This is a genomic window from Desulfoluna sp. HI9BLuna (genome assembly GCF_056829775.1).
This window is the reverse complement of record NZ_CP186555.1, coordinates 5,142,616-5,166,646: the sequence shown is the minus strand read 5'-3', so window position 1 is coordinate 5,166,646 and position 24,031 is coordinate 5,142,616. Positions and strand designations below refer to the sequence as shown.

The following is a 24,031-nucleotide window of genomic DNA, read 5'->3' as shown; positions in this document are numbered from 1 at the left end:
CGTAGAGTGCACTCCGTGCACAAAAAACCACCGCCCAATCCCCCATACCCTCGGCAACGCCAACGCCCTTGGTATCCGAACATGGTGCACAGAGTACACCCTACAAGCAAGAGGCATCTCGAAAGGAGTCAACCGTTCAAGACGTGATGGCACCAACCTGTGAAGCTTTTTACATAAAAAGTTAGCCTTGCCGTAATTTTTTACAAATGGCACGAATTTCTTCTTGACAGATATTCTTACCCTCTGTAGGCTCCCTTCCAAAAAGTTTGAACACTCTAACTCGCAATCACATAGAAGCCTTCAGGGAAACCCGCCATGACACCACTTGTCCAATCATCCCCGTTCGGGACCGCACTGCCCGACATCGACAGCTACCACGCCAACGAAACCGGCAATCCCCTTACCGATGCCTTTTCAACGAGCACCACCGTCCACCCCGGAGGCAAGGCAACACCCGTGGCAGAGGAAGAGATTGCCGCCACCTATGCGTCACTGACACAAAAATCCCGACACGGCAAAACCGCGGCCTACATCCATGTGCCGTTCTGTGAAAGCCACTGCCTCTACTGCGGATTCTACCGAAAACGCTACGACGAAGGCCAGAGCAGGGCCTACGCAGACGCCCTCATCGCCGAGCTCCGGGCTCGGGCAGAGAGCCCCCTTCAGGCAAGCGCCCCCATCCATGCCGTCTACATCGGCGGGGGCACGCCCACCTCCCTGGAAGCCCCGGACCTCAAGCGCATCCTTGATGCCATTCGGGAAAACCTTCCCCTTGCAAACGACTGTGAACTCACCGTTGAAGGACGCATCTGGAACTTCGGGCCGGAAAAAATGGAGGCTTGCCTGGAGGGTGGTGCCAACCGCTTCTCCATCGGGGTCCAGACCTTTGACACGGAGCTTCGGCAATCCATGCACCGCCTGGCAGACCGGGACACGGCCCTCACCGCCCTTGCACGGCTGAGGGACTACGACCAGGCCGCCGTCATCATCGACCTGATCTACGGGTTTCCCAACCAGACCATGGAGCTGTGGGAAGAGGACATCCGCATCTTCCAGGGCCTCGGGCTCGACGGCGTGGACCTTTATCAGCTCAAGGTTTTTCCCGGCACCCCCTTGAGCAAGGCCATCGACAAAGGGCGCTTCCCCCCGGGGGCGGATCTGGCCACCCGGGCGCGCATGTACGCACGGGGTACGGAGCTCATGGCCGACGCCCAGTACACTCGGCTATCCGTCAACCACTGGGGCCGCACCCCACGGGAGCGGAACATCTACAACCACATGATGAAAAGCCCCTCCTGCTGCCTGCCCTTCGGGCCCGGTGCCGGAGGCAGCGCCCACGGCCATTTCTTCTTCCTGGAAACGGATTACGACGTATGGCGCAAGGCAGTGCTCGACGACGGACGAAAGCCCCTTGTCACGATGCAGCGCCAGACCGCCCACGCCGAACTGGAAAAAACCATTACCAGCGAGCTGGAACTCTGCAGGATCAACCTTGGAGACCTCGGAAAACGGTTCGGGCTCCCCCTGGCTGAGACCCTGGGCACCCTTTACGAGCAGTGGGAACGTGCCGGGCTCCTCACCCACCGAAACGGATGGTGTCGCCTGACGACCGCCGGGCAGTTCTGGCAGGTCACCATGGCGCAGCTAACCATCAACTACCTGTACGACACTATTTTTACGGAGGAATCATGATGCGATTGTTTTCAGTCTTGCGCTCTCCCCTGATAACCGGTGCCTTGAGCGCATCTCTTATCCTGGGAACAGCGGTCTCCACCTTTGCCGAGCCTGTGGAGACCACCTCGGAGATGAAGGTCACGGCCACCCGAACCGAACGAGAATTAAGCGAAATCCCCTCATCCCTGAGCGTGGTCACGGAAGAAGAGATCATCCGCCACGGCTACACCTCCGTCGCGGACATCCTCCAGGATGTCCCTGGGGTTGAGATCTACGACCAGAGCCTGTCCGGGGCCAAGCGCATCAATATCCGTGGCGAATCCGGGTCGCGGGTGCTCATCATGGTTGACGGCCAGAAAATCACCGAACAGAAATCCATGGACGGAGCGCCCCTTCTCATCGACCCCAACCAGATTGAGCGCATTGAGGTGATGAAGGGGCCGGCCTCGGTTCTTTACGGTTCCGAGGCCATCGGCGGGGCGGTGAACATCATCACCAAAAAAGGGGGCACCAGGCCCATCCAGGCGTCAGCCAACGTCACCTACAACTCCTCCACGGAAGGTTTTGAAGAGAGCCTGGCCCTGTACGGACGCAAGGACAGCTTTAGTTATCGTATCAACGGCACCCGCTCCGACCAGGGTGACCGGGAAACACCCAGCGGCACCACTGAAGACTCCGGGTCCGAAGCCACGGCAGGCAGTGTGTTCCTGGGTTACGAAACAGGCAAGCTTGCCATGGGGGTTAAGGTGGAAGACTACACCAGTGAAATCGAGTCCCCGCCCACGGTATCAGACGGAAACCCCTTTGACCTGCACCTGCCCGAATGGACCAGGCAAAAAGCATCTGTGACCTTTGACATCAAGGACCTTTCAACCGCCGTCCCCAAGATCCACATGGATGCCTATGCCCAGAAAACGGAAAAAGAGTTCGAGCAGCGCATGGTCATCAACATGGGCCCCATGGGCACCTACAAACAGGCCCTGGACACCTATAACGACCAGAAGACCTACGGGGCCACCGCCCAGGTCGACATCGTGCCGTCGCCCAACCACTACCTCATCGCAGGGTATGCTTACACCCACGACACCCTGGACGCCGAGAGCACCCTGGACTTTGATGACCTGGGCGGACGCATCCTTCCTCCGCCTCCCATGGGTCCTGCCGGGCCTTCCACGGACCCCGCTACCACCACCAACGATGCCAACATGACAACCCATGCCCTCTTCCTCCAGGATGAATGGATCCTGCCAAAGGATCTTCTCCTCACCTTCGGCGGTCGCCAGACCTGGGTGGAGTCGGAGTTGGAAGAGAGCAACGCCCCCGGTGCCAAGATCGGAAGCACCAGGGACAGCCACCCGGTCTTCAGCGGTGGCCTGACCTGGAACGGTATCAAAGGCCTGACCCTGCGGGGCAACATCTCCCAGGGGTACAGGTTCCCCGGCCTTGACAAGCTCTTCATGGGCACAAACCACGGCGGCCGAACCACCCTGGCCAACCCCGACCTCTCCCCGGAGACCTCAACCAACTACGAAATCGGGGCTCGGTTAGACACCAATACCTGGGGCATGGACCTCGCGGTCTTTTACAACCTCGCCGACGACTACATTCACTCAACACCCGTCAGCGGCAACATCTACACATACGACAACGTGGACAAAGCAAAAACCCACGGCGTCGAAGCCACCATCGACTACACCATCCTGCCCCTTCACCTTACGCCTTATGCCTCGGGTGCCTGGATGAAACGAAAATTTGAGACCGAGGAACTCTCCACCTGGAAAACCGACACCCCCGAGCTTTCCGGACGCTTCGGCCTGCGCTACGAGACAAACCTTGCCACCCGCCCCGCCACCGTCTGGGCCGATCTCTGGATGCGCGCGGCAACGGAGTCCGAGCTGGAACAAACAGACGACGACAACCCCGGAAAAACGGAAATTAAAACCAAAGGCTCCTGGCAGACCCTCAACATCGCCTTTGGCAGCGAATTCGGAAAAGACCGGCAGTACCATGTCTCCCTGAACCTCAACAACCTGTTGGACGAGTCGTACCAGACGGCCCGCAACAGCCTTGAAGAGGCCGGGTTCCACGCCGTGGCCCGGGTGGGCGTCTCCTTCTGATAACCTTCAAACACCACCTCCCGGCTCTGTCAAAAAACCGGGAGGCTTTAAGGACACCCATGGAAAAAACACCCTACTGGGAGATGCGGGACCTCGTGACCATCGGTATCTTTGCCGCCGTCACCAAGGTGACGAGCCTGCTGGTGGCCCTTGTGGGTGGAGGGATGAACCCCATCACCCTGATTCTCAAAAACCTGTTGTTCACCACGCTGGCCATCGTCCTTCTCTACAAGGTCAGAAAATTCGGTGCACTCACCCTGTTCCTCCTGGTCAACATCCTGGTCTCCCTTTTGCTCATGGGCGGCTCCCTGGTGCTCATCCCCGCCATGGTCCTGGCAGGGATCGTGGCCGAAGCCGTTATCATGATTTTAGGAGGATACGCCAGAAGCGCCAATCTCATCATCGGGGTAGGGTTCTACGACATCGTCTTCAAGGTGAGTTCCGTGGGGGCTTCCTGGCTCTACATGCGAGAACAGCAGGAGATGGTCATCATGTCCGCCATCATTGTCGGCATCGGGTATATCGGGGCCTTCCTGGGCCTTTTCTCCGGTGCCTTTTTCGTCAAGGAGCTGCGCCATGCGTGCATTATTCGCAGCTGATGCCGTGCAGGCGAAAAGCCATGTCCACAGGCTCGACGTCCGCACCAAAATCCTCATCAGCCTGGTGGCCTCAGTGGCCGTCATCTTTATCAATTCGCCCCTTGCCATGGGCTTCCTCGCCCTGGCAAGCGCCCTTTACGTTCTGGAGCTGGGCCGATACGGGGTCGTGGCCGTCTGCTACGTGGCCATCGGACTCATGTGGGTGATGGCCCTGGGATTCATGGCCCTTATTCACCACATGGCCCCGATGATCCCCGCTTCCGGAATCGGTGCCATGGCGGTGCCGTTCCTGCGAACGGTCATCATGATCAATACGGTGCTGGCCCTGGCCCTCTCCTCACGCATCCAGACGGTTCTCACGGCCCTGAAGAGCTTCCGGCTTCCCATCTGGATCTACATTCCGGCAGCGGTGATGATCCGCTTTGTCCCCACCTTTATCCGGGACGTGCAGCAGATCCACGAATCCATGCGCATCCGGGGCTATCACCTGCGCCCCTCTTTTATCGCCCGGCACCCGGTCCTTTCCGTCCGGCTCCTGGTGGCCCCCATTCTCTTCCGGGCCCTGCGCAGTTCCGACGATTTGGGTATTGCCGCCGAGCTCAAGGGCGTCTCCCGGACCAACACCATGGTGAGCTACAAAACCCAGGCCTTTTCCCGGGCAGATGCCGTGGCGTTTATCGGCCTTGTCCTTATCCTCCTCACCGGCGCGTATCTTCAACTGCGCTGGGGAACAGCCACCACAGGATTCATGCCATGATCGAACTGCAACACGTCAGCTACACCTACCCATTTCAGGAGACACCCGCCGTGCGGGACCTCTCCCTTGCGGTCAACCCGGGCGAAGTGACCTTGGTCACCGGCGCCAGCGGCTGCGGAAAATCCACCCTCATCCGGCTGGTCAACGGGCTCTGCCCGCACTTTTTCCAGGGCACACTGGAAGGAGAAATCCGTCTAAACGGGATATCGAGCACAGGAAAGACCCTGGCCCAACTCTCCGCTGAGGTGGGCACCGTGTTCCAGGACCCGGAGATGCAGTTTTTTGCCCTCAACGTGGACGACGAGATCGCCTTTGCCCACGAATGGCTCGGCAAACCGCCGGAAGAGATCCAAGAGGTCGTGAAACAAACCGCTGAGCAGCTCAACATCACACACATCCTGGATTCATCCATCCACGACCTCTCCGAGGGCCAGAAACAGAAAGTGGCCCTGGCCGACATCCTCTCCCTGTCCCCCTCCATGGTGGTACTGGACGAGCCCTCGGCCAACCTGGACCCCGAGAGCACCGACGCCCTGGCCCAGTTGATACGCGACCTCAAAAACAGGGGAATCGCCGTGCTGGTGGTGGACCACCGACTCTACTGGCTGGAAGGTGTGGCCGATCACGTGGTGGTGATGGACGATGGGGAAATCGTTGCCCAAGGAGAATTCGACATGCTGGGGGACGCGGCACTGCGTGCCCGCTACGGCCTGCGCGCCCACCATGTCCCGGATACCAGGCAGAGCCTGCCCCCCCTTCCGAAAAGCGGCCACCTGGAGGTCCAGGGGCTCACCTTCGGCCATGGAAACGGCCCAACCCTCTACGACAACGCCTCCTTTGCCCTGCCCCAGGGGGTCACGGGAATCATTGGAGACAACGGCACCGGCAAAACCACCCTTGCCCGGCTTCTCACGGGCCTCACCAAGCCCCGAAGCGGAAACATCGCCATCGGCGGAGACAGGATCAAACAAAAACACCTGCTGAACCACGCGGGCATTGTCCTTCAGAACACGGACCACCAGCTCCACATGAACTCGGTGCTCCAGGAGGTGGCCATGGCCTCGGGCACCCACCGGATCCGCAACGAAAATCGCGACACGCTCATCGCCTTTCTGGACCGCTTCGGCCTCGCCCACCTGGCGAAACGCCATCCCCAGTCCCTATCAGGCGGAGAAAAGCAGCGACTGGTCATTGCCTGCGGCCTGGCCCAACAACCGGATATTTTTATCCTAGACGAGCCCACCAGCGGACTGGACGGCCACAACATGGAGCGCATCGCGGCCATGATGCGCGAAGCGGCAGACAGCGGTACCAGCGTGGTGGTCATCACCCACGATCTGGAGCTTCTCCACCTCGCCTGCGATGTGGCCCTGCGCCTTCCCTTTTCACAAGACCAACAGGAGTCCTCACCATGTTTGAAGACAGCGTAACCCCGGACATCAAAGCCCGGATTCAGGAAATGATCGACGAAAACCCCAGCACCATGCCCAGCCAGATGGCAGCCCAACTCCACATCTCCGAGGCGGCAGTGGTCTCGGCCCTTCCTGCCCCCATGGGCACGTTTGTGGAGGCCGCACACTTCGACACCGTCTGGGAGGCCATGACCGGCTGGGAAAAAATCACCTTTCTCCGCCAGAGCCCCACATCCGTCATCGAGGTAAAGGGAAAGCTCCCTAAAGGCACATACGGCCACGGGTACTTCAACCTTATGGAAAAAAAGAACCCCCTGGGCGGGCACCTTAAAGTGGAAAAACTCGGGGCCATCTGTTTTCTCGAAAAACCCTTCTTCGGCCTGGAGAGCCTCTCCGTGCAGTTCTACGACACCAACGGCGACCATATGTTCGCCGTCTACGCAGGAAGGGAGAAGCGCACCCTCATCCCTTCTGTAAAAGCCGGGTTCCACGCCCTTCGCAACCAACTGACCAGCAAGGAGTAAAAAGCCATGAAATCACTCATCGTCTATTCATCCCGAACCGGAAACACCCGAGCCGTTGCCGAAGCCGTCAAAGAGGCGTTTCCCGAGCCCTGCACCCTGGCCCCCGTTGAAGAGGCACCCGCCGTGGACGACTACGATGTCATCGCCATCGGCTACTGGGTGGACAAAGGCATGCCCGATGCAAAGGCCAAGGCGTTCATGGAGAAAATTAAAGGGAAAAAGGTGGGACTCTTCGGGACCCTGGGGGCCTACCCGGACTCGGACCACGCAAACGATTGCCGGGCAAAGGCAGAAACTCTCATGGAAGGAAACGAGGTGATAGGGCAGTTTCTCTGCCAGGGCCGTGTGGACCCCAAGGTGCTGGAGATGATGGCCAAGGTGGCCTCAGACCAGCATCCCATGACAGACGAGCGCAAGGCGCGCATCGAAGAAGCGAAAAAACACCCCAACGAAGAGGATTTTGAACAGGCCAAAGCGTTTTTTCGGCAGTGCTTGAACGTATAAAAACCAAAAAAACGCCTCCGGCGGCCCTGCCGGGGGCCAAACTTTTGAAAAGTTTGACAAACAGGCTTTAAGTGCTATTTCGTTTTATTCTAGTACCTTGATTTACCAGCGGCTTTAGGCTTAACGAGTAAGAGACCGGAACTTTTTTGCGGAGCTTTTTTCAAAAAGCGACCCGCCAGAGTTATTCCGGGTGAAGTCAAGACAGATTCAAGGACTTTCTTTCCCAGGCTCCGCCTGGGAATGATGCACGGAGGCTCTGCCTCCGCGATTGGAATCGCTTCACTCTGAACGTTTTATCCATTAGGACGCGATGCTTCACAGCGGCAAGGCGGAGCCTTGCAGCCGACACCCCCACGCAGAGCCTGGGAGCGAACAAAAAAGCCTCCGGCGGGAGGCGTTTCTTGTTTTTAACTCCTTCAGGAAGACTTGGACGCGTGATTCTCCGGCAGGGTGAATTTTTCCTGCCACGTGTCGATGTCGCAGCCTGCTTCCTTTAAATAGAGGATAAAGCGGCCAAGCTGGAGCACCACGTCGTCGGTGACGGCGTGCTCCACCCGGCATGCTGTGGCCTCGGCCTCCTCATCAGGGAGTTGCAGCACGCGCCCGAAAAAGTCGCGGAGGATCACGTTGCGGTGGGCGATGCGCTTACCCAGTTCCCAGCCGGAGGGGGTGAGTGTGATGGGGCTGTAGGGCCTGTATTCGATCAGCTCCCGGGCGGCAAGGGATTTCAGGGCCGTGGTCACGGTGGACCGGGTGACCCCCAGATCGTCTGCAATGGCGTTGGAGCGGGCGTCCCCGTTTTTCTGGACCAGTCTGAAAATGGCGGCAAGGTAATCTTCGAGGGTAGATGTCAGCGGGGTCTCTTTTGTAATCATGATCTCTCCTTGGGGTTGGTACTCCGCAATGGTGATTAGTCAATCCGCCACCATTTGACAACATGTAATATCAAAATACAGATAACGGTTCAGTTCATTGATGCCTCCGGCGGCCCTGCTGCCGAGGCCAACCTTTTGAACCTCAGGACACACAGGTTTTCACGTTATGCGCCTCTTCTCTCTTCCGCCCTGGCTGCGCCTTCTTGCCGGGTACGCCTCCATGTATCGAACCCGTGTTGCCGTCGGTATCGGCTGCAGCACGGCTGCCCGCGTCTGCGATCTTCTGCCCATGATTATAGCAGGATATGCGGTCAATCACATCACGTCGAGCCCCGACGGAGCAACCGGCTTTCTGGCATACGGGCTGGCGATCTTCTGCGCCTTTGGCGGCCTGGCCATCTTTCAAAGCTCAAGTGATTACCTTTTGGCTGCCGTGGCCCAGTTCATCCGCCACGACATCAGGATGAAGCTCTTTGCCAAGATCCTCTCCGTGGACACCGAGTTTATTGATGCGCGCAGCAAGGGGGACCTCCTCTCGGTTGTCACCAACGACGTGGACGTGCTCAACGTGTTTTTCTCAGAGACCATCGCCAATCTGGTGCGCGTGGTCATCTCCTTTGCGGGCACCTACGGTTACCTTTTATGGCTCGACGGCCGGCTGGCCCTGATCCTGGCTTTTCCCCTGCCCCTTGCCTTTCTGGCCATGCGCCTTTTTTCTCGCAGAGTCCAGCCCCAGTACCTTACATCACGACGGGCCGTGGGCCGCTTTGCCGGGACCCTTGAAAACAGCCTCCAGGGTATTCCCGTGCTCCGGGCCTACTGCGCAGAGCAGGCAGAAACGGAACGCCTGAAAAAAGAGTCTGCCTTCTATCGTGACACGGCCGTGGCCGCGGCAAAAACCAGACGAAACTTTATCCCGGTCATTTACGGCATCGCCGGGCTCTCCTTTGCCCTTCTCATCGGCGGAGGTGGCTGGCTGACGCAGCAGCCCGGCGGCCCCAGCCTCGGCGCCTACACCACCTGCGTCCTCATGGGCATGCGCCTTGTGGTCCCCATCTTCACCCTAACCTTTCTCATCAACCAGTTTCAGCAGGCCAAGGCCGCGGCCACAAGGGTCCGCGAGCTTCTTTTCGTTAAGCCCCGCCTTGCGGACCCGGCCGACGCCACGGACCTTCAGGGCCTCCCCGAGACCGTCCGTTTCCACAAGATCCGGTTCCGCTACCCCAACCATCCGGAACTCTTCTCCGACCTCTCCTTTACCATCAACAAGGGCGAATTCATTGGCATTGCAGGCCCCACCGGCGCAGGCAAAAGCAGCCTCATCAAGCTGCTGCTCCGCTTTTACGGTCCGAATTCCGGCCAAATCGCCATCAATGGACAGAACCTGGAAGAACTTGCCGCCGCCAGCTTTCGCAAACATGTGGGCTACGTCTCCCAGCACCCCTTTCTCTTTCACGGAACGGTCCTGGACAACCTCTGCCTGGGAAGCCCCGAAGCCACAGACGCGGAGATCCAACAGGCCCTTCGACAGGCCGGAGCCGAAGAAATGGTCCGCGCCCTTCCCCAGGGGCTCCACACCATCCTGGGAGATCAGGGAGACACCCTTTCCGGAGGGCAGAAGCAGCGTCTCTCCCTGGCACGGGCCCTGCTCAGGGACCCCGAGGTGCTCATCCTCGATGAGGCCACCTCGGCCGTGGACCCGGCAACCGAGAGCATCATCCACACGAACCTGATGGGCCTTCGGAAAAACCGCATCATCATTGCCGTTGCCCACAGACTCTCCACCCTCACGTCATGCGACCGAATCCTCGTCATGGACCAAGGGGGCATTGTCCAGGAGGGGCCCCATCGCCAGCTGGTGTCCCAGGAAGGCGTCTACCAAACCCTGTGGCAGGCCCTTCAGGAGACTCCCTGCTGAAAATCGGCCTCCAAAGCCACGGGCCAGGGAACAAAGCCCCTTTTTTCCACTTAGAGATTTTACCACCCGTCAGCATGTGTTACGCAGGAACCTGGCGATTAAGGGATGATCCTCTGGAGCGCCGCACTCCGGTTCAGTCGATCTTTCTCGATTTCTTTGAAGATCAAGGCCCAAACGTTAGTCAAGGAAAACCATCAAGGCCTGTTTGTTTAACTTTTCAAAAGCTTGCCCCCGCAAGGGGCACCGGAAGCATAAGCTGAAATGATCTCTTATCACTTTGGCTCCATCGTTTTTTCATGAAACATCCGGTCTAAGCGCATGACGAATTACGTCACTATCAAAGAACTGCTCCCATGGTCATTGAGAAAAAAACCGTCATAGAAGAAACAGACACCCTCATCATCGGCGGAGGGTTAAGCGGACTCTACGCAGCCTGTATCCTGGCTGCCGAGAAGAAAGAGGTGCTTCTGCTGGAAGCCCGGGGCCGTATCGGGGGGCGAATCCTCTGCACCGGACCAAACGGTTTCTCGGCGGACCTCGGCCCCTCGTGGTACTGGCCCGCCCTCAACCCGAGGGTCTGTGCCCTTATCAACGCCCTTCACCTTACGGGCTACCCCCAGTTTGAAACAGGGTACTGCCGTTTCCAGACCCGGGACGGTAAGGTCATCACCATGGAGGGACAGCCCATGGATCCTCCGGGCTGGCGACTTCACGGCGGCATGAGCGCCCTTGTGGAGGGATTGTATAAACGCCTTCCCCAAGGGACGGTAAGGCTAAGCCATCCGGTGTGCGACATCGAAAGGCAGGAAGACGGCATCCTTGTGAGCGTGGGCGTGCTTGATGAGCCGCCTCAGTGCCGCATCAAAGCCTCCCGCGTCATTCTGGCCATGCCGCCCCGGCTGGCCGCACGGTCCATCCTCTTTACACCGGATCTGCCCCACGACCTCACCCAATCCATGCTCCGGGCCAACACCTGGATGGCCGGCCACGCCAAATTCTTTGCCCTGTATGACGAAGCCGCCTGGCGACAACTGGGTCTCTCCGGCCAGGGGTTCAGTTATTATGGCCCGTTGGGGGAAATCCACGACGGTTCCACTGAAACGGGGCCCCCCTTCGGCCTCACCGGTTTCCTTGCCACGCCCGCCCTTCGGAGAAAAGAGAAGGAGGCCATGGTACCCTCCATGCTGGCTCAGCTGGGCACACTTTTCGGAGAGAAGGCAGCACACCCCACGGCCTTTTACTATCAGGATTGGTCCAGGGAGCCCTTTACAGCCACCGAATACGACCTCAGAGCCGCCCACAACCACCCTGAGTTTCATCTGCCGTCTGGGAAAACCACCATCTGGGACAACCGGTTCCACTTTGCCGGCACCGAAACCGCCCACCACCTGGCCGGGTACCTGGAAGGGGCCCTGGCAAGCGGCGAGAGGGCATCCCGCGCGGTGAACCAGGCCCCTTTGACATGCAACCAGAGAGCAACACTCGTATGATTGTCCTTTTCTTTATCTACTTTTCCGCATTGTACTGGCTTATCAGGCGCTCTCCCCGGGACATCGCGACACAGGCCTTTCGCGTACTCCTTCTCGTGCCGTGCATCGTTCCGCTGATTCTCTTTTTCATGCTTGTCCGGACCCCGCTGATGCAAATCGGCGGCAAGGTCTCCGGTCTGTTCCGCATCCGGGAAGAGGAGATCTTCGGCATGGCCTTTTCTGTCCTTCTGTTCCTCTTCTCTGCCCTTGCCATGCACTTTGCCTTTGATCACTTCCACATGGCCTACACACACTTGTGGATAAAACTGCTCTGTACCATCGTACTTTTTATGGGCGTGGTGGAATGTGTCTCCAGGAAGTGACGGGTTTAACTCAGCACTCACGGCATCGCCAAGGGTGTGAAAACGTTGCCGGGCGTAAAAAAAGAAGCGGTCCCCAGGGTTGAACCGGGAGACCACTTTCACGTAGTACAATGCCATTCAGAACAGAAAAACAGCCGGCAAAATGTCACCTATCGTGCTGCACGAGCCTTGGGAACCCGTTCCAGATAAAGATAGACGCCAAGATCCTTTCTGGTTTCGAACCCCAGTCGGTGATACCAGGCCAGGATGGGGTTATGCCGTTCCACATGCAGACTCAGCCCAAGGGCCTCCCTGTCTGCCCGGGCGATAAGATCTTGAAAAATCCGGGTGCCGATGCCCTGTTTCCTGAACCGGGGCAGAAGAGCGATGTCCATGATCCGGATCTCGTTCCCGGAAGCATCCAGGTACAAACGCCCCACAGGCACCATATCCAAAAGAATGACGGAAAATTTCCCTTCGGTATGGTGGCGTGTGTAATGGGCATGCTGGAGGGAGAACTGGTCACGCAAAAAGGCATGGATCTCCGGTTCGCCCCACCCGGTTGAAGACATCTCTTCCAACCGGGTGGAGGCGTAGACCTGGAAAAGGAATTCCATATCCTTTTTGTCCACCGGACGAAAGGAAAGGGCCTGTGAAGGCATGGTACGCATCATGATCTTTTTCAGCACCTGTGTTTGCTTGTTTATAGATCAATTAAACACAGCTTCGTAAAACATGTACGGGCTGTCTTCTTCTCCCTGGACAGGGGTGATCATCACATGCTCCAGACAGAATTCGCCGAGGTTCAGCTGGACTGTGGCCTGATACGCAGGGGAGGCCTTGTCACATTGAAAAAGAAGTGAAAAAGGCTGCTTCCTTCCCGGTGACTCTTCCGAGCACCGCAACGGGTTGATCTCTTTTAACACCCCTTGAATAAGGCCGTTGGGATGGTGAATAGACACCTCCACGCCCTCCGCGAAATCCGTATGGGCCAGTTCGGCCAGTTCTTTCACTGTTTTTGAAGAGTTCATATCACCTCCCATTAGTTGGCCCGGGGCGGAAAGGTACCCTTGACCGCAATGATATATCCCATGCTCAAACAGGGTTGAATGTTGTGATGCTTCTGGGACGCACCGGATGAGCTCAGCACGGAAGTAACAGAAGCATCGATGCCTCCCAGGGAAACGTCTTCCGTGGCCCCTGCGTTCAGGTAATTCTCCAGATCCAAGTTAAAAGTTGAACTCCAACCGGCTGCGAGACGTGAATTCGTGGTTGGAACGGCCTGGCCGCCCTTTTGGGTGGTTGCCTGGATGCTTGCCACGGTCTGTTCTGTGACGCCGTGGTTATGGGGAGGCAGGTTATTCTCGGCCAGTTTAACGAACTCCAGCCCCCTTGCCAGCCCCAGGGAGTAAACATCTCCGCACCCCACGGGAAGTCGACCCCTTAAATCCGGCAAGGCAAAGTTCGTCCTTCCATCACCGCCGTAGCGCGTCCCCAAAACCGCGAACAACGCAGGAAATTCAGATATCGTCACCAGGCTCCCGTCGCACCAGGCATAGTTTCTGGGAGCAAAACTACCTGAGAACATGCGTATTTCACCAAGAAATGGATCAGCCATACCGACCTCCTTTACGACCTAGTGGGAAAAATACCTTCCAGGGCGATGATAAAGTTCACTCCAAGCCCAGGCTGCTCATTGACATGGTTCTGACCACTGCCAGTATTCAAGACCGTTGTGCTTCCCGAAGTCTTTACGCCGCCAAGCTGCACAAGGTCATCATCGGTCTCCGAGTACCAGTTCACCTGTGTTCCGGTTTCGTCTCCAAAGCTTACGGCGATGTAGTTCCCCTCCTCGGGTTCGTGGTTTACGCCGTTTTCCGTTCCCGCATGGAACAGGATTCCGGCGTTGACGTCCACATCATGCGAATGGAGAGGCATTTGGTTCTGGGCGATGCCCGCTGTGAACTGCCCTCCAGTAAACCCGATTCGTCGGTCACTGAGCCCGGGCCCCATGCCCGTGCCAATCACCGCCCTGTCTTTCATGTCGGGCAACGCGAAGGTTGTCCGGCCATTTCCTCCAAAATAGCTGCCCAGCACGGCAAAAAGGCTGGTGTGCTGACTGACGCTGAGGATGGCACCGTTGCATAGGGCCCAGTATCTCGGCGCATAATTACCTGTGAACAAACGTATTTCACCAATAAACGGTTCAGACATGGGGCCTCCTTTCTAAGATCTGGGTGGGTAGATGCCATCCCAGCAAATGATATAGGTTGTTGCTACCCACGGTTGCATATTCTGATGCGCGGTGCTTCCACCGGTATCCGATGCCACAACCTGGCTGTTGATCGCCGCCCCCTTCAATGCCACCTGCTTGTCCTGACCGGGGGGTGAGATGTAGTTTTCAATGCTGTGGGCCGGGGATGTTTCCACGTTGTCGCCTGCTGCCAGAAAGCTGCCGTTATCAGGGGCAGTGTCCTGCCCTTTTAACCTGGTTGCCTTCAAGGCCACTGAAATGGAATTTTGGGTGCTGTGGCCGTGGGACGGCATGGTTGCCTGGTTCAAGGTGACCGCTTCCTGGCCGGCACTCATGCCCATGGTCCAATAGATGGAAAGGCCCGGCCCCTGGCCCAGGCCCACCGGAGTCCTGCCCCTCAAATCCGGAAGGGCAAAGCTACTCACGCCATCACCACCGTACGCGTTACCAATAATCGAAAACAAAGAGACGTACTGTGACACCGCAAGGAGTCTCCCGTCGCACAGAAACCAGTTCCTGGGCGCGAAGTTCCCTCCGAAAAGTCGAATTTCTCCTATGTAAGGATCCATGCATTCACCCCCTTTTGAAAAAACCTGATTCATTCGTTGTTTTTGTCAGGAAGACAGACCATTGGGCCCATCTTCGGCGGGACGCGAACCCGGATATTTCATGAGAAAAGTTAAGACTCGTGAAACATGCAACATGGCGTTCATCGTTTCCTGGTCGATTTTCCCACCCTTCGGGCGAGCCGGGTGCACCCATCCTTTGCGGTATCAGAGCGTTAAGATAAACCACGGGATCTCATGCTTTGATGCCTTGAATAAGGGAGCACTCGACCCGTGAAGCATCCGGATCAAGTAAAGTAACAGAATCATGACGATTTCATACGCGGCCTCTTCAAAGAAAAAAGCAAAAGAGACACGCCGTAAAAAAACCGCAGGATTTGGACGCACCGGTTCTATCGGCGCAGTTTAGCTTAATTTTTTCTTGAGGGCTGTTTGTCTAACATTTCAAAGGTGTGACTTACAGAAGGTTCACCTGAGGCAACCCTGCGAGTGAAGGTTCCACCATAAAAGAGAAGCGGCCTTCGTTAGCAGACACTAAAGAACTGGGTTGCATCACATCGTCACCTTTGAAGAGACGAATAAGGAGGGCATAAATCGTGTTCCGTTCGCATAATGAAAGGGTTCAAAAGCTACGGAACGAGGGTTGCTTGGCATTTACTCGAAAAGTATTTTTATGTTCTCCATGAAAGCACACAACACAAAAAAAATCAACAAAAAAAGAAAATTATCATTAGAGAGGCCGAGCAAAAAAGCTGGAGATTTTCACGTATTAACAAGCCTCCAGGCAAAGGCCGAAACGGATGGAGTATTTCTATTTCCTCAGGCCATTCAAGGGTGGAAGAAGCAATTCAGAAGAATACTTGATTTCAAACAAACAATTCCTGTCACCCTGCTACTTCGACGCCTTTTTCCTCATGGGCAGACAGGGATTTTTCCTTGACAACACAAAACTACATTTGCTTTGATAGCCATACGTTAACCATGACTCGCAAATCCGGAAAATATTCTCCATACCCTTCGCATGTCTCGGATATATTCACGTAAGCGAGTTGCTTCCTTGTTCTCTTTTCGACCCGTAGCACGCAGCGAATCAATTCACCTCAGGCGACGATATGGTAAGCCATACAGACGTTCCGACCGCTGACCTCCTTCCTTCAACTCTGTCGGATCCAAGTAAAAAGAAGCTGCAGGCCCGTTACGCCCAGGACAGATGAACTGTCCACAACGCCAGAACGGACATAGTTTTCTACACATCGTAAACCACATATTTTTCAACAGCGCGCGCCGGCCATCTCCGGAGCTGTAGATATACGCTGGTAAGGATTGTTTTCTCATCCTCCCGTAAAGCCATGGGGCCATAACCTACGCCTCATGTTTATCGCTGGCAGAAGGTTTCCTTTCATCAACTGAATATGTGATGAGGTAAAAGGTGAGTAACCTGATCCGGGCACTTCAGGAAAAGGCCGTCTCCATGCCGGAGAAAAAGGCTTTTGTATCCCTTGGCAGAGACGGCAGTGAGCTGGCATCCATTTCCTTCAGGGAACTGGATGCCCAGGCACGCTGCGTTGCCTTCAGGTTGCAGTCCATGGGCCTGTCCGGTCGCCCCATGGTCATGCTGATGGAAAACAGGATCAGCCTCGTCGTGGGCTTTTTGGGATGTATCTATGCCGGTGTGATCCCCGTGCCAATGCCAGTACCCCGCCATGGAAGGTCCTGGCAGAGGGTCCGGGCAGTGGCCGGCGACTCCGGGGCAGATCACCTCCTTGCCGACCGTCATATCGTGGACCGGATTGCCCGGAGTGAAAAGGAGAGCCTTTTTTCCCCAGGAACTTATCGCTGGATATCGGTGGAGGACCTTGCATCGGAAGGAACTGGCCAATGGACGCACATCGCCCCTGCCCCCCATGACCTGGCCTTCCTCCAGTATACGTCCGGCAGCACAGGCACCCCCAAGGGGGTGATGATCAGCCACGGCAACCTTTTGGAAAACACCCTGGCCTTTTCCCGCCATTTCGGGCTGTCCCGCCAAAGTGTCAGCGTCTCCTGGCTGCCCCTGTTCCATGACATGGGACTTGTGGCCCACGTTGTCCAGCCTGTGGTCCTGGGCTGCACGTCGGTACTTCTCGACCCCTTGTCCTTTATCATGAAACCGGTGTCCTGGCTTCGGGCCATGTCAACCCATGGCGGCACGTTTTCCGGGGCGCCGAATTTCGCCTACGAACTCTGCACTCGGGAAATCCCGGACCGGGATGTTGCCGGACTGGATCTAAGCTCCTGGAGCACTGCCTATTCCGGATCCGAGCCGGTGAGGCGTTCCACCCTTGAACTCTTTTATGCCAGGTTTAAGTCGGCAGGGTTCAGACGCTCCGCCTTTTCTCCAGGTTACGGCCTGGCCGAGGCGACCTTGATTGTCTCGGTTAAACCCGCAGGAAAAACCTACGTATCACGTCCGCATTCCAAAGCCCGCAAAGCACCCGGGAAGGGGCACCTGTTCCTTTCCGGGGACATGGTAAGCTGCGGATCTGCCACGGGAGATCACCAGATCAGGATCGTCGACCCCGACTCCGGAGTCGATTTGAACGATGGTGAGATTGGAGAGATCTGGGTCAGCGGAAGCAGCGTTGCCAGAGGATACTGGAAGAATCCGGGGCTTACGGCGCAATTCTTCGTCAGGGGGGACAACTCGGCACGCCTCTGGTTTCGCACCGGCGATCTCGGTTTATTAAAAGACGGAGAACTCTATGTTGCAGGGCGGCTCAAGGATGTTCTCATCATCAACGGAGAAAACTATTTTGCCGAAGACATGGAACACACGATTTCCATGTGCCATGAGGGGTTTCGGTCGGGGGGATGCGCCCTGTTCCCGGTCGAGACAGGCCATGGCGAGCACCCGGTGGCGGCCTGTGAAATCGCATCGGAGGCATCACCGGAGACACGGCAGGACATGGTTGATGCAGCCTGCCGTGCCGTCATGGAGACCCACGAAATCCCCTTATATGACCTGGTATTCAGCTTGCGAGGAAAGTTACCCAGGACAACCAGCGGAAAAATCAAAAGGCACCGGTGCCGCCAGCAGTACATGGATCGCCGCCTGCCCCTGCCCTTTGGCCCGTCGTCCCATCCCTGCCTTACAAAAAACCGAATGGAGGAGAGCCATGACTGCCCAAAAAGCCTTTCACCCGAAAGGTCTTTACACGATTCCCTGGTCGGGCCGTAACAATGCAAACGGATGGATCGAACCGACAACCCAGTGCCAGCTCCGCTGCCCCGGCTGCTATCGGGGCGTTTCGGAAAACGGGTATGCCCCCTCCCATGCGGATCTTGACGACCTCAAGGAGCAGGTTGCGTTCCTCATAAAGAAACGAAACGTCCAGACCATCTCCATTGCAGGGGGAGAACCCCTGCTCTACCCGGAGCTGGATGCCCTGGTGGCCCATATCAAAAGCCAGGATGTGAAGGTCGGGCTTTTGACCAACGGGTTGCTTTTGGATGAAGCCAAGCTGAACCACTTAAAGAAGATCGGAGTGGATTGCATTCAGCTCCATGTGGACAAATTCCAGGGACGGGGAGAGGACGAAGCCCAGGTCAATCAGCTCCGAGCCGACTTCTGCCGAATGTTTCGAAAGGTCTCCGATATTCATCTTGGGTTCATCATGCCTGTTTCCGAACAAACCGTCTCCGACCTGGAGGTGTTGGGACCGTTTTTCAGAGAACATGCCGACATCATCGATACGGTCACCCTGACCGTCTACAGGGAGGAGATCCTGAGCCCCGATAAGGAGCGTCACCAGGAGAACCTGCATGGCCTTCTGGAGAAGATCCGCAAAGAACTTCGCCTGATCTGGTGTGCCTGGATCCCCAAACTGTACAATGATGACTTCGGATGGCTGTATGCATCCACGGTTTTTCGAAACGGGAAACCCTGGAAAACCGTGACGCCAAGCATGTTTCAGTCCATTCAGGAGAACCATTTTCAAACCCGGGGCCGGTATAAATTTACCCCATTTGATAAGCGTTCCCCCATACTCGATCACCAGGGTGTATCCATTCAGACAGTGATTGTGGTGAATCTTCCGGTCCGGCTTTCCCAGGGATGGAACCTGTGCCGGGGCTGCCCCGATGCCATGGTGTACCAGGGCAAGCTGGTGCCGTCGTGCCTTCTTGAACACGTCAAAAAAGGAGAAGATATCACGGTATTTGAAACGTGTTGCGAAGACTACTGTGGTTAGAAAGCCTTTGAGACCGCTGCCGTAAAGGGTCTCTGCGGTACGTTGGGAATTCATTGCCAGACACAGTTCACATGGGAGGAGAGATGAAAACAGAGCCGGAAATCCTGCAGTTCCTCAAAAATCGACTGTCAGCACAATTGCGAGTGACACCGGATGAAATCCTTGTTGACGTCCCTTTGGACACCCATTACGGACTGAGCTCCATGGATCTATTAGCCCTTGGAGGCTGGCTGGAAGACTGGCTGGGCCTGGAGCTGGACCCCACGGTCCTGTTCGAAACCAGAACCCTTCGGGGAATGGTGCTGGCCGTCCCTCAAAGAGAAGAGGCCTGACCATGCCCTATTACATCGGCCTTGCCAACACCTGCCACGACCCGGCCGTTGCCGTTGTCTCGCCGGAAGGAGACCTGGTCTTTGCCCAGGCCTTGGAGCGCTATTTTCAGCAGAAAAGGGCCTGGGACCTGCCCCCGGATCACGGGGGATACCTCCGGGATGTCCTCCGGGCCCATTGCGACCCCCGTGAAGGGGTGGTCGTCGCCACCTGCTGGCGTACCCCCGGGTTGTTGGGCAAACCATTTGATGCGCCCCCTTCCCTCAGCCCGGGCAACCGACAAGGAGAGTCTCTGCTCCGGGAATCAGACGGCCAATGGCTGATGTGGTCCCAGAAAAAAGCCTATGAAGGCTGCGGCACTCACCTGTCCTATCTTCTGTCCCACTATTTCGATTGTGACAAAATCGAGATCCGTTCCTATGACCATCACCTGACCCATGCGGCCAATGCCTGCTTCACCTCCCCCTTTAACCGGGCCCTATGCGTGATCGCCGATGGTGAAGGGGAGATCGGGTCGGTTTCCAGCTACCTTTACGATCAGGAGGCCTTAACCCCCCTGGGACGGTCCTGGGGACCGGGAAGCCTCGGAGCCTATTACGCCAAACTGACCGAGTGGTGCGGGTTTGACTGGCGCAAGGGCGAGGAGGGCAAGGTCATGGGACTGGCCGCCTACGGTCAACACCGCGCCCAGCTGGAAAAGGAGCTGGCCTCCCTGGTCCGCTACGACAACGGGCAACTGCTCCAGGGCAGGAAACGGGACCTGGCCCAAGTGCTCCGTCGCCTTGAAGGCGGGGGCGGGTTTACAAGGGAAGATATGGCCTGTACCGGCCAGCAGGTGTTTGAAGAGCGGATGCTGGCGCTACTCCAGGGGGTATATCACCGTGGCGGATCGACAAACCTGGTGTTGGGGGGCGGCTGCGCGCTGAACTCCTCCTTCAACGGCAAAATCCTTCGGAAGACCGGGTTCGAAGCCGTCCATGTTCCCTGTTCGCCGGCAGACGACGGCAATGCCGCCGGTGCCGCAATGCTGGCCTTTATGAACGATCGCCGCGGACACAAAGCACAAAAAAACCATGGTCCCTGGGCCTCCCCCTACCTTGGCTCCGAGATGGACCCAAAAGCCATGACACGGCTGACACGCTCTTTCCCCCCCGGCAGGATCTCCCACCACCCCGGCACCATCCATGAAAAAGCAGCCCAACGCCTCTCCCGGGGCCAGATCCTGGGCTGGGTCCAGGGCCGGGCCGAGTATGGCCCAAGGGCCCTGGGGAACAGATCCATCCTGGCGGATCCCCGCAACGGCACCCTCAAGGACCGCATCAACAGGGAGGTCAAGTTTCGGGAGGATTTCAGGCCCTTTGCTCCGGCGGTGCTGGCGTCCGAAACCCATCGCTGGTTTCAGTTCGGAATGGAGTCCCCCTACATGTCTTTTACCCTGCCCTTTCAATCGAGCAAGGTCGACGATGTTCCGGCCGTGGTCCATAAAGACGGCACCGGAAGATTGCAGACGGTCCATGGGGAGGCCAACCCGGCATTCCATGGCCTCATCACCCACTTCCATCAATTGACCGGCATCCCCCTGGTCTTAAACACCAGCATGAACATCATGGGAAAGCCCCTGGTTCACAGCCTGGAGGATGCCGTGGGCCTGTTCTTTACCACAGGCCTGGATGCCCTGGTGATCGGTGATTACCTCATCCGAAAAGAGGCGTGATGCTGTTTTACGCTCCTGAATTCATCTTTCTCTTTTTGCCTGTGGCCCTAACCGGCTATTTTCTCCTCGGCCGGAAAAACGCCGGATATGCCCGGGGCTGGCTGCTTGCCTCTTCCCTCGTCTTTTATACCCTGGGCACGTCCGCCAACCTGGTCCTTCTCCTTATATCCATCGGGGCCAACTTTTACCTGGCCAGGGCCTTTGCAGGAGAAAGGGTCGGGGCCAAGGTCAAAAAAGGGCTGCTGTGGTCAGGGATCGTGCTGAACCTGGGCGTTCTGGTCTATTACAAGTGCCAGGGGCTGCTCTTCGTTGAGGCCCCTTCGGGCAGCCGGAGCGCCTTTATGGACATCCTTATTCCACTGGGCCTGTCATTTTTTACCCTTCAGCAGATCGCCTTTCTCGTGGACACGTACAAGGGAAAAATCAAAGAGACGCGGCTGTTTCGTTACGCCCTGTTCGTCAGTTTTTTCCCCCAGCTCATTGCCGGCCCCATTGTCCGGTACCAGGAGCTGGTTCCCCAGCTGAAGCGGAAAGAGACCTTCAGGTTTCATGTTGAGCATCTTGCCGTGGGCTCCTTTGTCTTTACCCTGGGGGTACTGAAAAAAGTGCTCATTGCAGACAGCCTGGCACCCATGGTGGGATCCATCTTTAACGCCGCAGCCCTGGGGCAGGAGGTATCCATGGGCGCTGCCTGGCTGGGCAGCGTGGGGTTTTACCTTCAGCTCTACTTTGACTTCAGCGCCTATTCAGACATGGCCCTGGGCATTGCACGGATGTTCGGCCTGACCCTGCCCGTAAATTTTGACTCCCCCTACCGAAGTCGGAACCTGCCCCAGCTCTTTTTACGCTGGCACATGAGCCTCTATCGTTTCCTCGCCGATTACCTGATGCTTCCCATGATGGCAGCCATGAAAAAAATGCCCATAGGAAGCCCGATGGCCAGGACGCGGTGGTCCGTGTGCACGGCGACCCTTCTAACATTCTGCCTCTCCGGCCTCTGGCACGGCGCCTCCTGGAATTTTCTTCTGTGGGGGTTTCTTAACGGAGTGATGATGGTTCTGTTTTTCCTCCACGGATCGGTTTTCCCCAAAAAGAAAGCAACGAAGACACATAAATATTGGGGAACAGCCGCAACGGCTCTTTTTTGCCTTGTTGTATCCGTGGTGTTCCGGTGCCAGAGCCTGGACCAGGCCATGGCTCTTTTCAAGGCCATGGCAGGGTGTGGCCTTGTGTCCCTGCCCAGAGCCCTGGAGCCTGCCCTGGGGTGGCTCTCAGTTTTCGGGATCAAATTCCACGGGGTTTTTGACGGCATCGTCCTGGCCCAGTCCAAATGGGTTTTCTCCGGCACCCTGATTATGGCCCTGGGGATAGCCTTTGCCTGCCCCAATGTCTATGACCTTTCCACCCGCATCGGATCCGGCCCCCCCCACCGAACGCATGACGGATCTTCATGGAGCCGATGGTACAGGGAACCTTCTGCAGCCGTGCTCGTTGGGATGGCCCTTGGTCTGGCGCTGATGATCAGCCAGGTGGTGGATCCGGGTGGCTGCGGCAGCGGTGATTTCATCTATTTCCATTTTTGAAAAGAGAGTCCCCCATGTTCACCTCCTACCTGACACGCCTGTGCCTGCTCACCGCCCTTTTTCTCGGAGGCATCGGGGCCATTAACTTCCGGGCAGACCCCAATGAAGTGTTTCTGGGAATAAAGGGAACGGATGAAGAACGGCTGGTGGTGTTTCCTTCCCGAAGGACCTGGGCCAACGTCACCATCAACCGGGTACGCCATGGGGACTATCAGACATTGGTCATGGGAAATTCCAGGGCCTGGATGGGCATTAACCCAGACTATCCCGCACCGGACGGCAACATCTACAATGCCTCCTTTTCCGGGTGCTCCCTGGAAAACATGCACACGGTGTTGCGGTTCATGTGGGACAAAAAAACACTGTCCACCATCATCATCGGCCTGGACTTTACCATGGAACGAAAAGTAAACGATTTAACCAACGATGATTTTACACCGGTCAGTGCGCTGCAAAGCGCCCTGGGCTTCCAGACCCTGAAAGATTCCCTGGCGACCCATAAAGAAAAATGGTCTCAATCTCACCGCGTCCTGTCCAACGGCTTCAGGCCAACCCCACCTAAACGGCAGACGCCCGAAAAGTACCTATCTTATCTGGACCAGGCCGAACGTTCCTTTCGAGAGGTGTCAACCGTCCCCGTGGACCAAGGCAGGGGCTGGTTCTATCTGGAGCGCATCGTCAACGAATGCCGGGCCCGGAATATCCGGCTCATCCTCTTCGTGTCCCCTTTTCACGCAGAAATCCTGGATCGCATGGCCGCATGCGGTGTCTACGACGATTTTGAAACCTGGATACGAAAAGTGGTGGACATCGCCCATGGGGGTCCCAGCGCAAACCGATCCGATGTGGAGGTATGGCAGTTCTGTGGATACAACCCCATCACAACGGACCCATTTCCCGAAACAACCTCGGTGGATGGCATGCGTTGGTATTTTGAAGCCAGCCACTACAAACCCGAGGTGGGGAACCTGATCCTCGACAGGATCTTTGGGACGCCCTCCCCTTCAATGCCGGAAGGCTTCGGCATCAGGCTCACCCGGAAGAATATCGGCCTCTGCTGTGAGAAAATCCGGACTGACCTCATGGTCCGAACCTCAACCTGCCTGAATACCCCTTCAAAGCACTGACACAAAAAAAGGGAGCG

General features: G+C 56.9%; 23 protein-coding genes. 17 read left to right on the top strand and 6 right to left on the bottom strand.

Annotated elements, in window-relative coordinates; all coding sequences use genetic code 11:
• The first annotated feature begins 315 nt into the window (after positions 1-315).
• From hutW to ACOYW0_RS21070, 7 genes are read left to right on the top strand one after another with little or no spacing between them, the layout of a single operon-like run.
• A complete protein-coding gene (gene hutW, locus ACOYW0_RS21100) occupies positions 316-1,692 on the top strand; it encodes a heme anaerobic degradation radical SAM methyltransferase ChuW/HutW (protein WP_482415739.1) in 1,377 nt (458 codons plus the stop codon).
• The gene (locus ACOYW0_RS21095; RefSeq protein ID WP_482415738.1) at positions 1,689-3,791 is read left to right on the top strand and encodes a TonB-dependent receptor plug domain-containing protein; all 2,103 of its coding nucleotides are present in this window, start codon (positions 1,689-1,691) and stop codon (positions 3,789-3,791) included. The genes hutW and ACOYW0_RS21095 overlap by 4 nt, the downstream gene beginning before the upstream one ends.
• 59 nt (positions 3,792-3,850) lie before the next feature.
• Positions 3,851-4,390 carry an MptD family putative ECF transporter S component gene (locus ACOYW0_RS21090; RefSeq protein WP_482415737.1) on the top strand — a complete coding sequence of 180 codons (540 nt, stop codon included), beginning with the start codon at positions 3,851-3,853 and terminating at the stop codon, positions 4,388-4,390.
• Positions 4,368-5,147: an energy-coupling factor transporter transmembrane component T family protein gene (locus tag ACOYW0_RS21085; protein ID WP_482415736.1), complete on the top strand. Its 780-nt coding sequence runs from the start codon at positions 4,368-4,370 to the stop codon at positions 5,145-5,147. The genes ACOYW0_RS21090 and ACOYW0_RS21085 overlap by 23 nt, the downstream gene beginning before the upstream one ends.
• Positions 5,144-6,577, top strand: coding sequence for an ABC transporter ATP-binding protein (locus ACOYW0_RS21080; protein ID WP_482415735.1), 1,434 nt, complete (start codon positions 5,144-5,146; stop codon positions 6,575-6,577). Before ACOYW0_RS21085 ends, ACOYW0_RS21080 begins: the two co-directional genes overlap by 4 nt.
• On the top strand, positions 6,559-7,083 hold the full coding sequence (hutX, locus tag ACOYW0_RS21075) for a heme utilization cystosolic carrier protein HutX (protein WP_482415734.1): 525 nt from the start codon (positions 6,559-6,561) through the stop codon (positions 7,081-7,083). Before ACOYW0_RS21080 ends, hutX begins: the two co-directional genes overlap by 19 nt.
• Positions 7,084-7,089: 6 nt before the next feature.
• Entirely contained in the window at positions 7,090-7,587 is a 498-nt protein-coding gene (locus ACOYW0_RS21070) for a flavodoxin family protein (RefSeq protein ID WP_482415733.1), read from the top strand.
• A 416-nt stretch (positions 7,588-8,003) separates the two neighbouring features.
• On the opposite strand, the gene ACOYW0_RS21065 is transcribed toward ACOYW0_RS21070, so the two are convergent.
• The gene (locus ACOYW0_RS21065) at positions 8,004-8,462 is read right to left on the bottom strand and encodes a metal-dependent transcriptional regulator (protein WP_092212086.1); all 459 of its coding nucleotides are present in this window, start codon (positions 8,460-8,462) and stop codon (positions 8,004-8,006) included.
• Positions 8,463-8,628: 166 nt separating this feature from the next.
• On the opposite strand from ACOYW0_RS21065, the gene ACOYW0_RS21060 reads away from it, so the two are divergent.
• The 3 genes from ACOYW0_RS21060 to ACOYW0_RS21050 all read left to right on the top strand — a co-directional run bounded on the left by ACOYW0_RS21060 (position 8,629) and on the right by ACOYW0_RS21050 (position 12,232).
• A complete protein-coding gene (locus tag ACOYW0_RS21060) occupies positions 8,629-10,380 on the top strand; it encodes an ABC transporter ATP-binding protein (protein WP_482415732.1) in 1,752 nt (583 codons plus the stop codon).
• A gap of 353 nt (positions 10,381-10,733) precedes the next feature.
• On the top strand, positions 10,734-11,870 hold the full coding sequence (locus ACOYW0_RS21055; protein ID WP_482415731.1) for a flavin monoamine oxidase family protein: 1,137 nt from the start codon (positions 10,734-10,736) through the stop codon (positions 11,868-11,870).
• Entirely contained in the window at positions 11,867-12,232 is a 366-nt protein-coding gene (locus ACOYW0_RS21050) for a hypothetical protein (RefSeq protein ID WP_482415730.1), read from the top strand. The genes ACOYW0_RS21055 and ACOYW0_RS21050 overlap by 4 nt, the downstream gene beginning before the upstream one ends.
• Before the next feature lie 149 nt (positions 12,233-12,381).
• On the opposite strand, the gene ACOYW0_RS21045 is transcribed toward ACOYW0_RS21050, so the two are convergent.
• The 5 genes from ACOYW0_RS21045 to ACOYW0_RS21025 are packed head-to-tail and all read right to left on the bottom strand — an operon-like array spanning position 12,382 to position 15,034.
• Complete coding sequence (locus ACOYW0_RS21045; RefSeq protein ID WP_482415729.1) at positions 12,382-12,885, bottom strand: GNAT family N-acetyltransferase; 504 nt, start codon at positions 12,883-12,885, stop codon at positions 12,382-12,384.
• A gap of 36 nt (positions 12,886-12,921) precedes the next feature.
• On the bottom strand, positions 12,922-13,242 hold the full coding sequence (locus ACOYW0_RS21040) for a DUF6916 family protein (RefSeq protein WP_180143404.1): 321 nt from the start codon (positions 13,240-13,242) through the stop codon (positions 12,922-12,924).
• Between the two features lie 11 nt (positions 13,243-13,253).
• Positions 13,254-13,829, bottom strand: coding sequence for a phage tail protein (locus ACOYW0_RS21035; protein ID WP_482415728.1), 576 nt, complete (start codon positions 13,827-13,829; stop codon positions 13,254-13,256).
• Between the two features lie 11 nt (positions 13,830-13,840).
• Positions 13,841-14,425, bottom strand: a complete 585-nt coding sequence (locus ACOYW0_RS21030) for a phage tail protein (protein WP_482415727.1) — start codon at positions 14,423-14,425, stop codon at positions 13,841-13,843.
• Positions 14,426-14,437: 12 nt separating this feature from the next.
• A complete protein-coding gene (locus ACOYW0_RS21025; protein ID WP_482415726.1) occupies positions 14,438-15,034 on the bottom strand; it encodes a phage tail protein in 597 nt (198 codons plus the stop codon).
• A 679-nt stretch (positions 15,035-15,713) separates the two neighbouring features.
• Between ACOYW0_RS21025 and ACOYW0_RS21020 the strand changes: the two genes are divergently transcribed.
• The 7 genes from ACOYW0_RS21020 (at position 15,714) to ACOYW0_RS20990 (ending at position 24,014) form a co-directional block, all read left to right on the top strand.
• Positions 15,714-15,971, top strand: a complete 258-nt coding sequence (locus tag ACOYW0_RS21020; RefSeq protein WP_482415725.1) for a hypothetical protein — start codon at positions 15,714-15,716, stop codon at positions 15,969-15,971.
• Between the two features lie 489 nt (positions 15,972-16,460).
• Positions 16,461-18,248 carry a fatty acyl-AMP ligase gene (locus ACOYW0_RS21015; protein ID WP_482415724.1) on the top strand — a complete coding sequence of 596 codons (1,788 nt, stop codon included), beginning with the start codon at positions 16,461-16,463 and terminating at the stop codon, positions 18,246-18,248.
• Entirely contained in the window at positions 18,187-19,260 is a 1,074-nt protein-coding gene (locus tag ACOYW0_RS21010) for a radical SAM protein (protein ID WP_482415723.1), read from the top strand. The genes ACOYW0_RS21015 and ACOYW0_RS21010 overlap by 62 nt, the downstream gene beginning before the upstream one ends.
• A gap of 83 nt (positions 19,261-19,343) precedes the next feature.
• Positions 19,344-19,592 carry an acyl carrier protein gene (locus tag ACOYW0_RS21005; RefSeq protein ID WP_482415722.1) on the top strand — a complete coding sequence of 83 codons (249 nt, stop codon included), beginning with the start codon at positions 19,344-19,346 and terminating at the stop codon, positions 19,590-19,592.
• Positions 19,593-19,594: 2 nt separating this feature from the next.
• On the top strand, positions 19,595-21,304 hold the full coding sequence (locus ACOYW0_RS21000) for a carbamoyltransferase family protein (RefSeq protein ID WP_482415721.1): 1,710 nt from the start codon (positions 19,595-19,597) through the stop codon (positions 21,302-21,304).
• Positions 21,304-22,887, top strand: coding sequence for an MBOAT family O-acyltransferase (locus tag ACOYW0_RS20995; protein ID WP_482415720.1), 1,584 nt, complete (start codon positions 21,304-21,306; stop codon positions 22,885-22,887). The genes ACOYW0_RS21000 and ACOYW0_RS20995 overlap by 1 nt, the downstream gene beginning before the upstream one ends.
• A gap of 14 nt (positions 22,888-22,901) precedes the next feature.
• On the top strand, positions 22,902-24,014 hold the full coding sequence (locus ACOYW0_RS20990; RefSeq protein WP_482415719.1) for a hypothetical protein: 1,113 nt from the start codon (positions 22,902-22,904) through the stop codon (positions 24,012-24,014).
• Positions 24,015-24,031 lie beyond the last annotated feature (17 nt).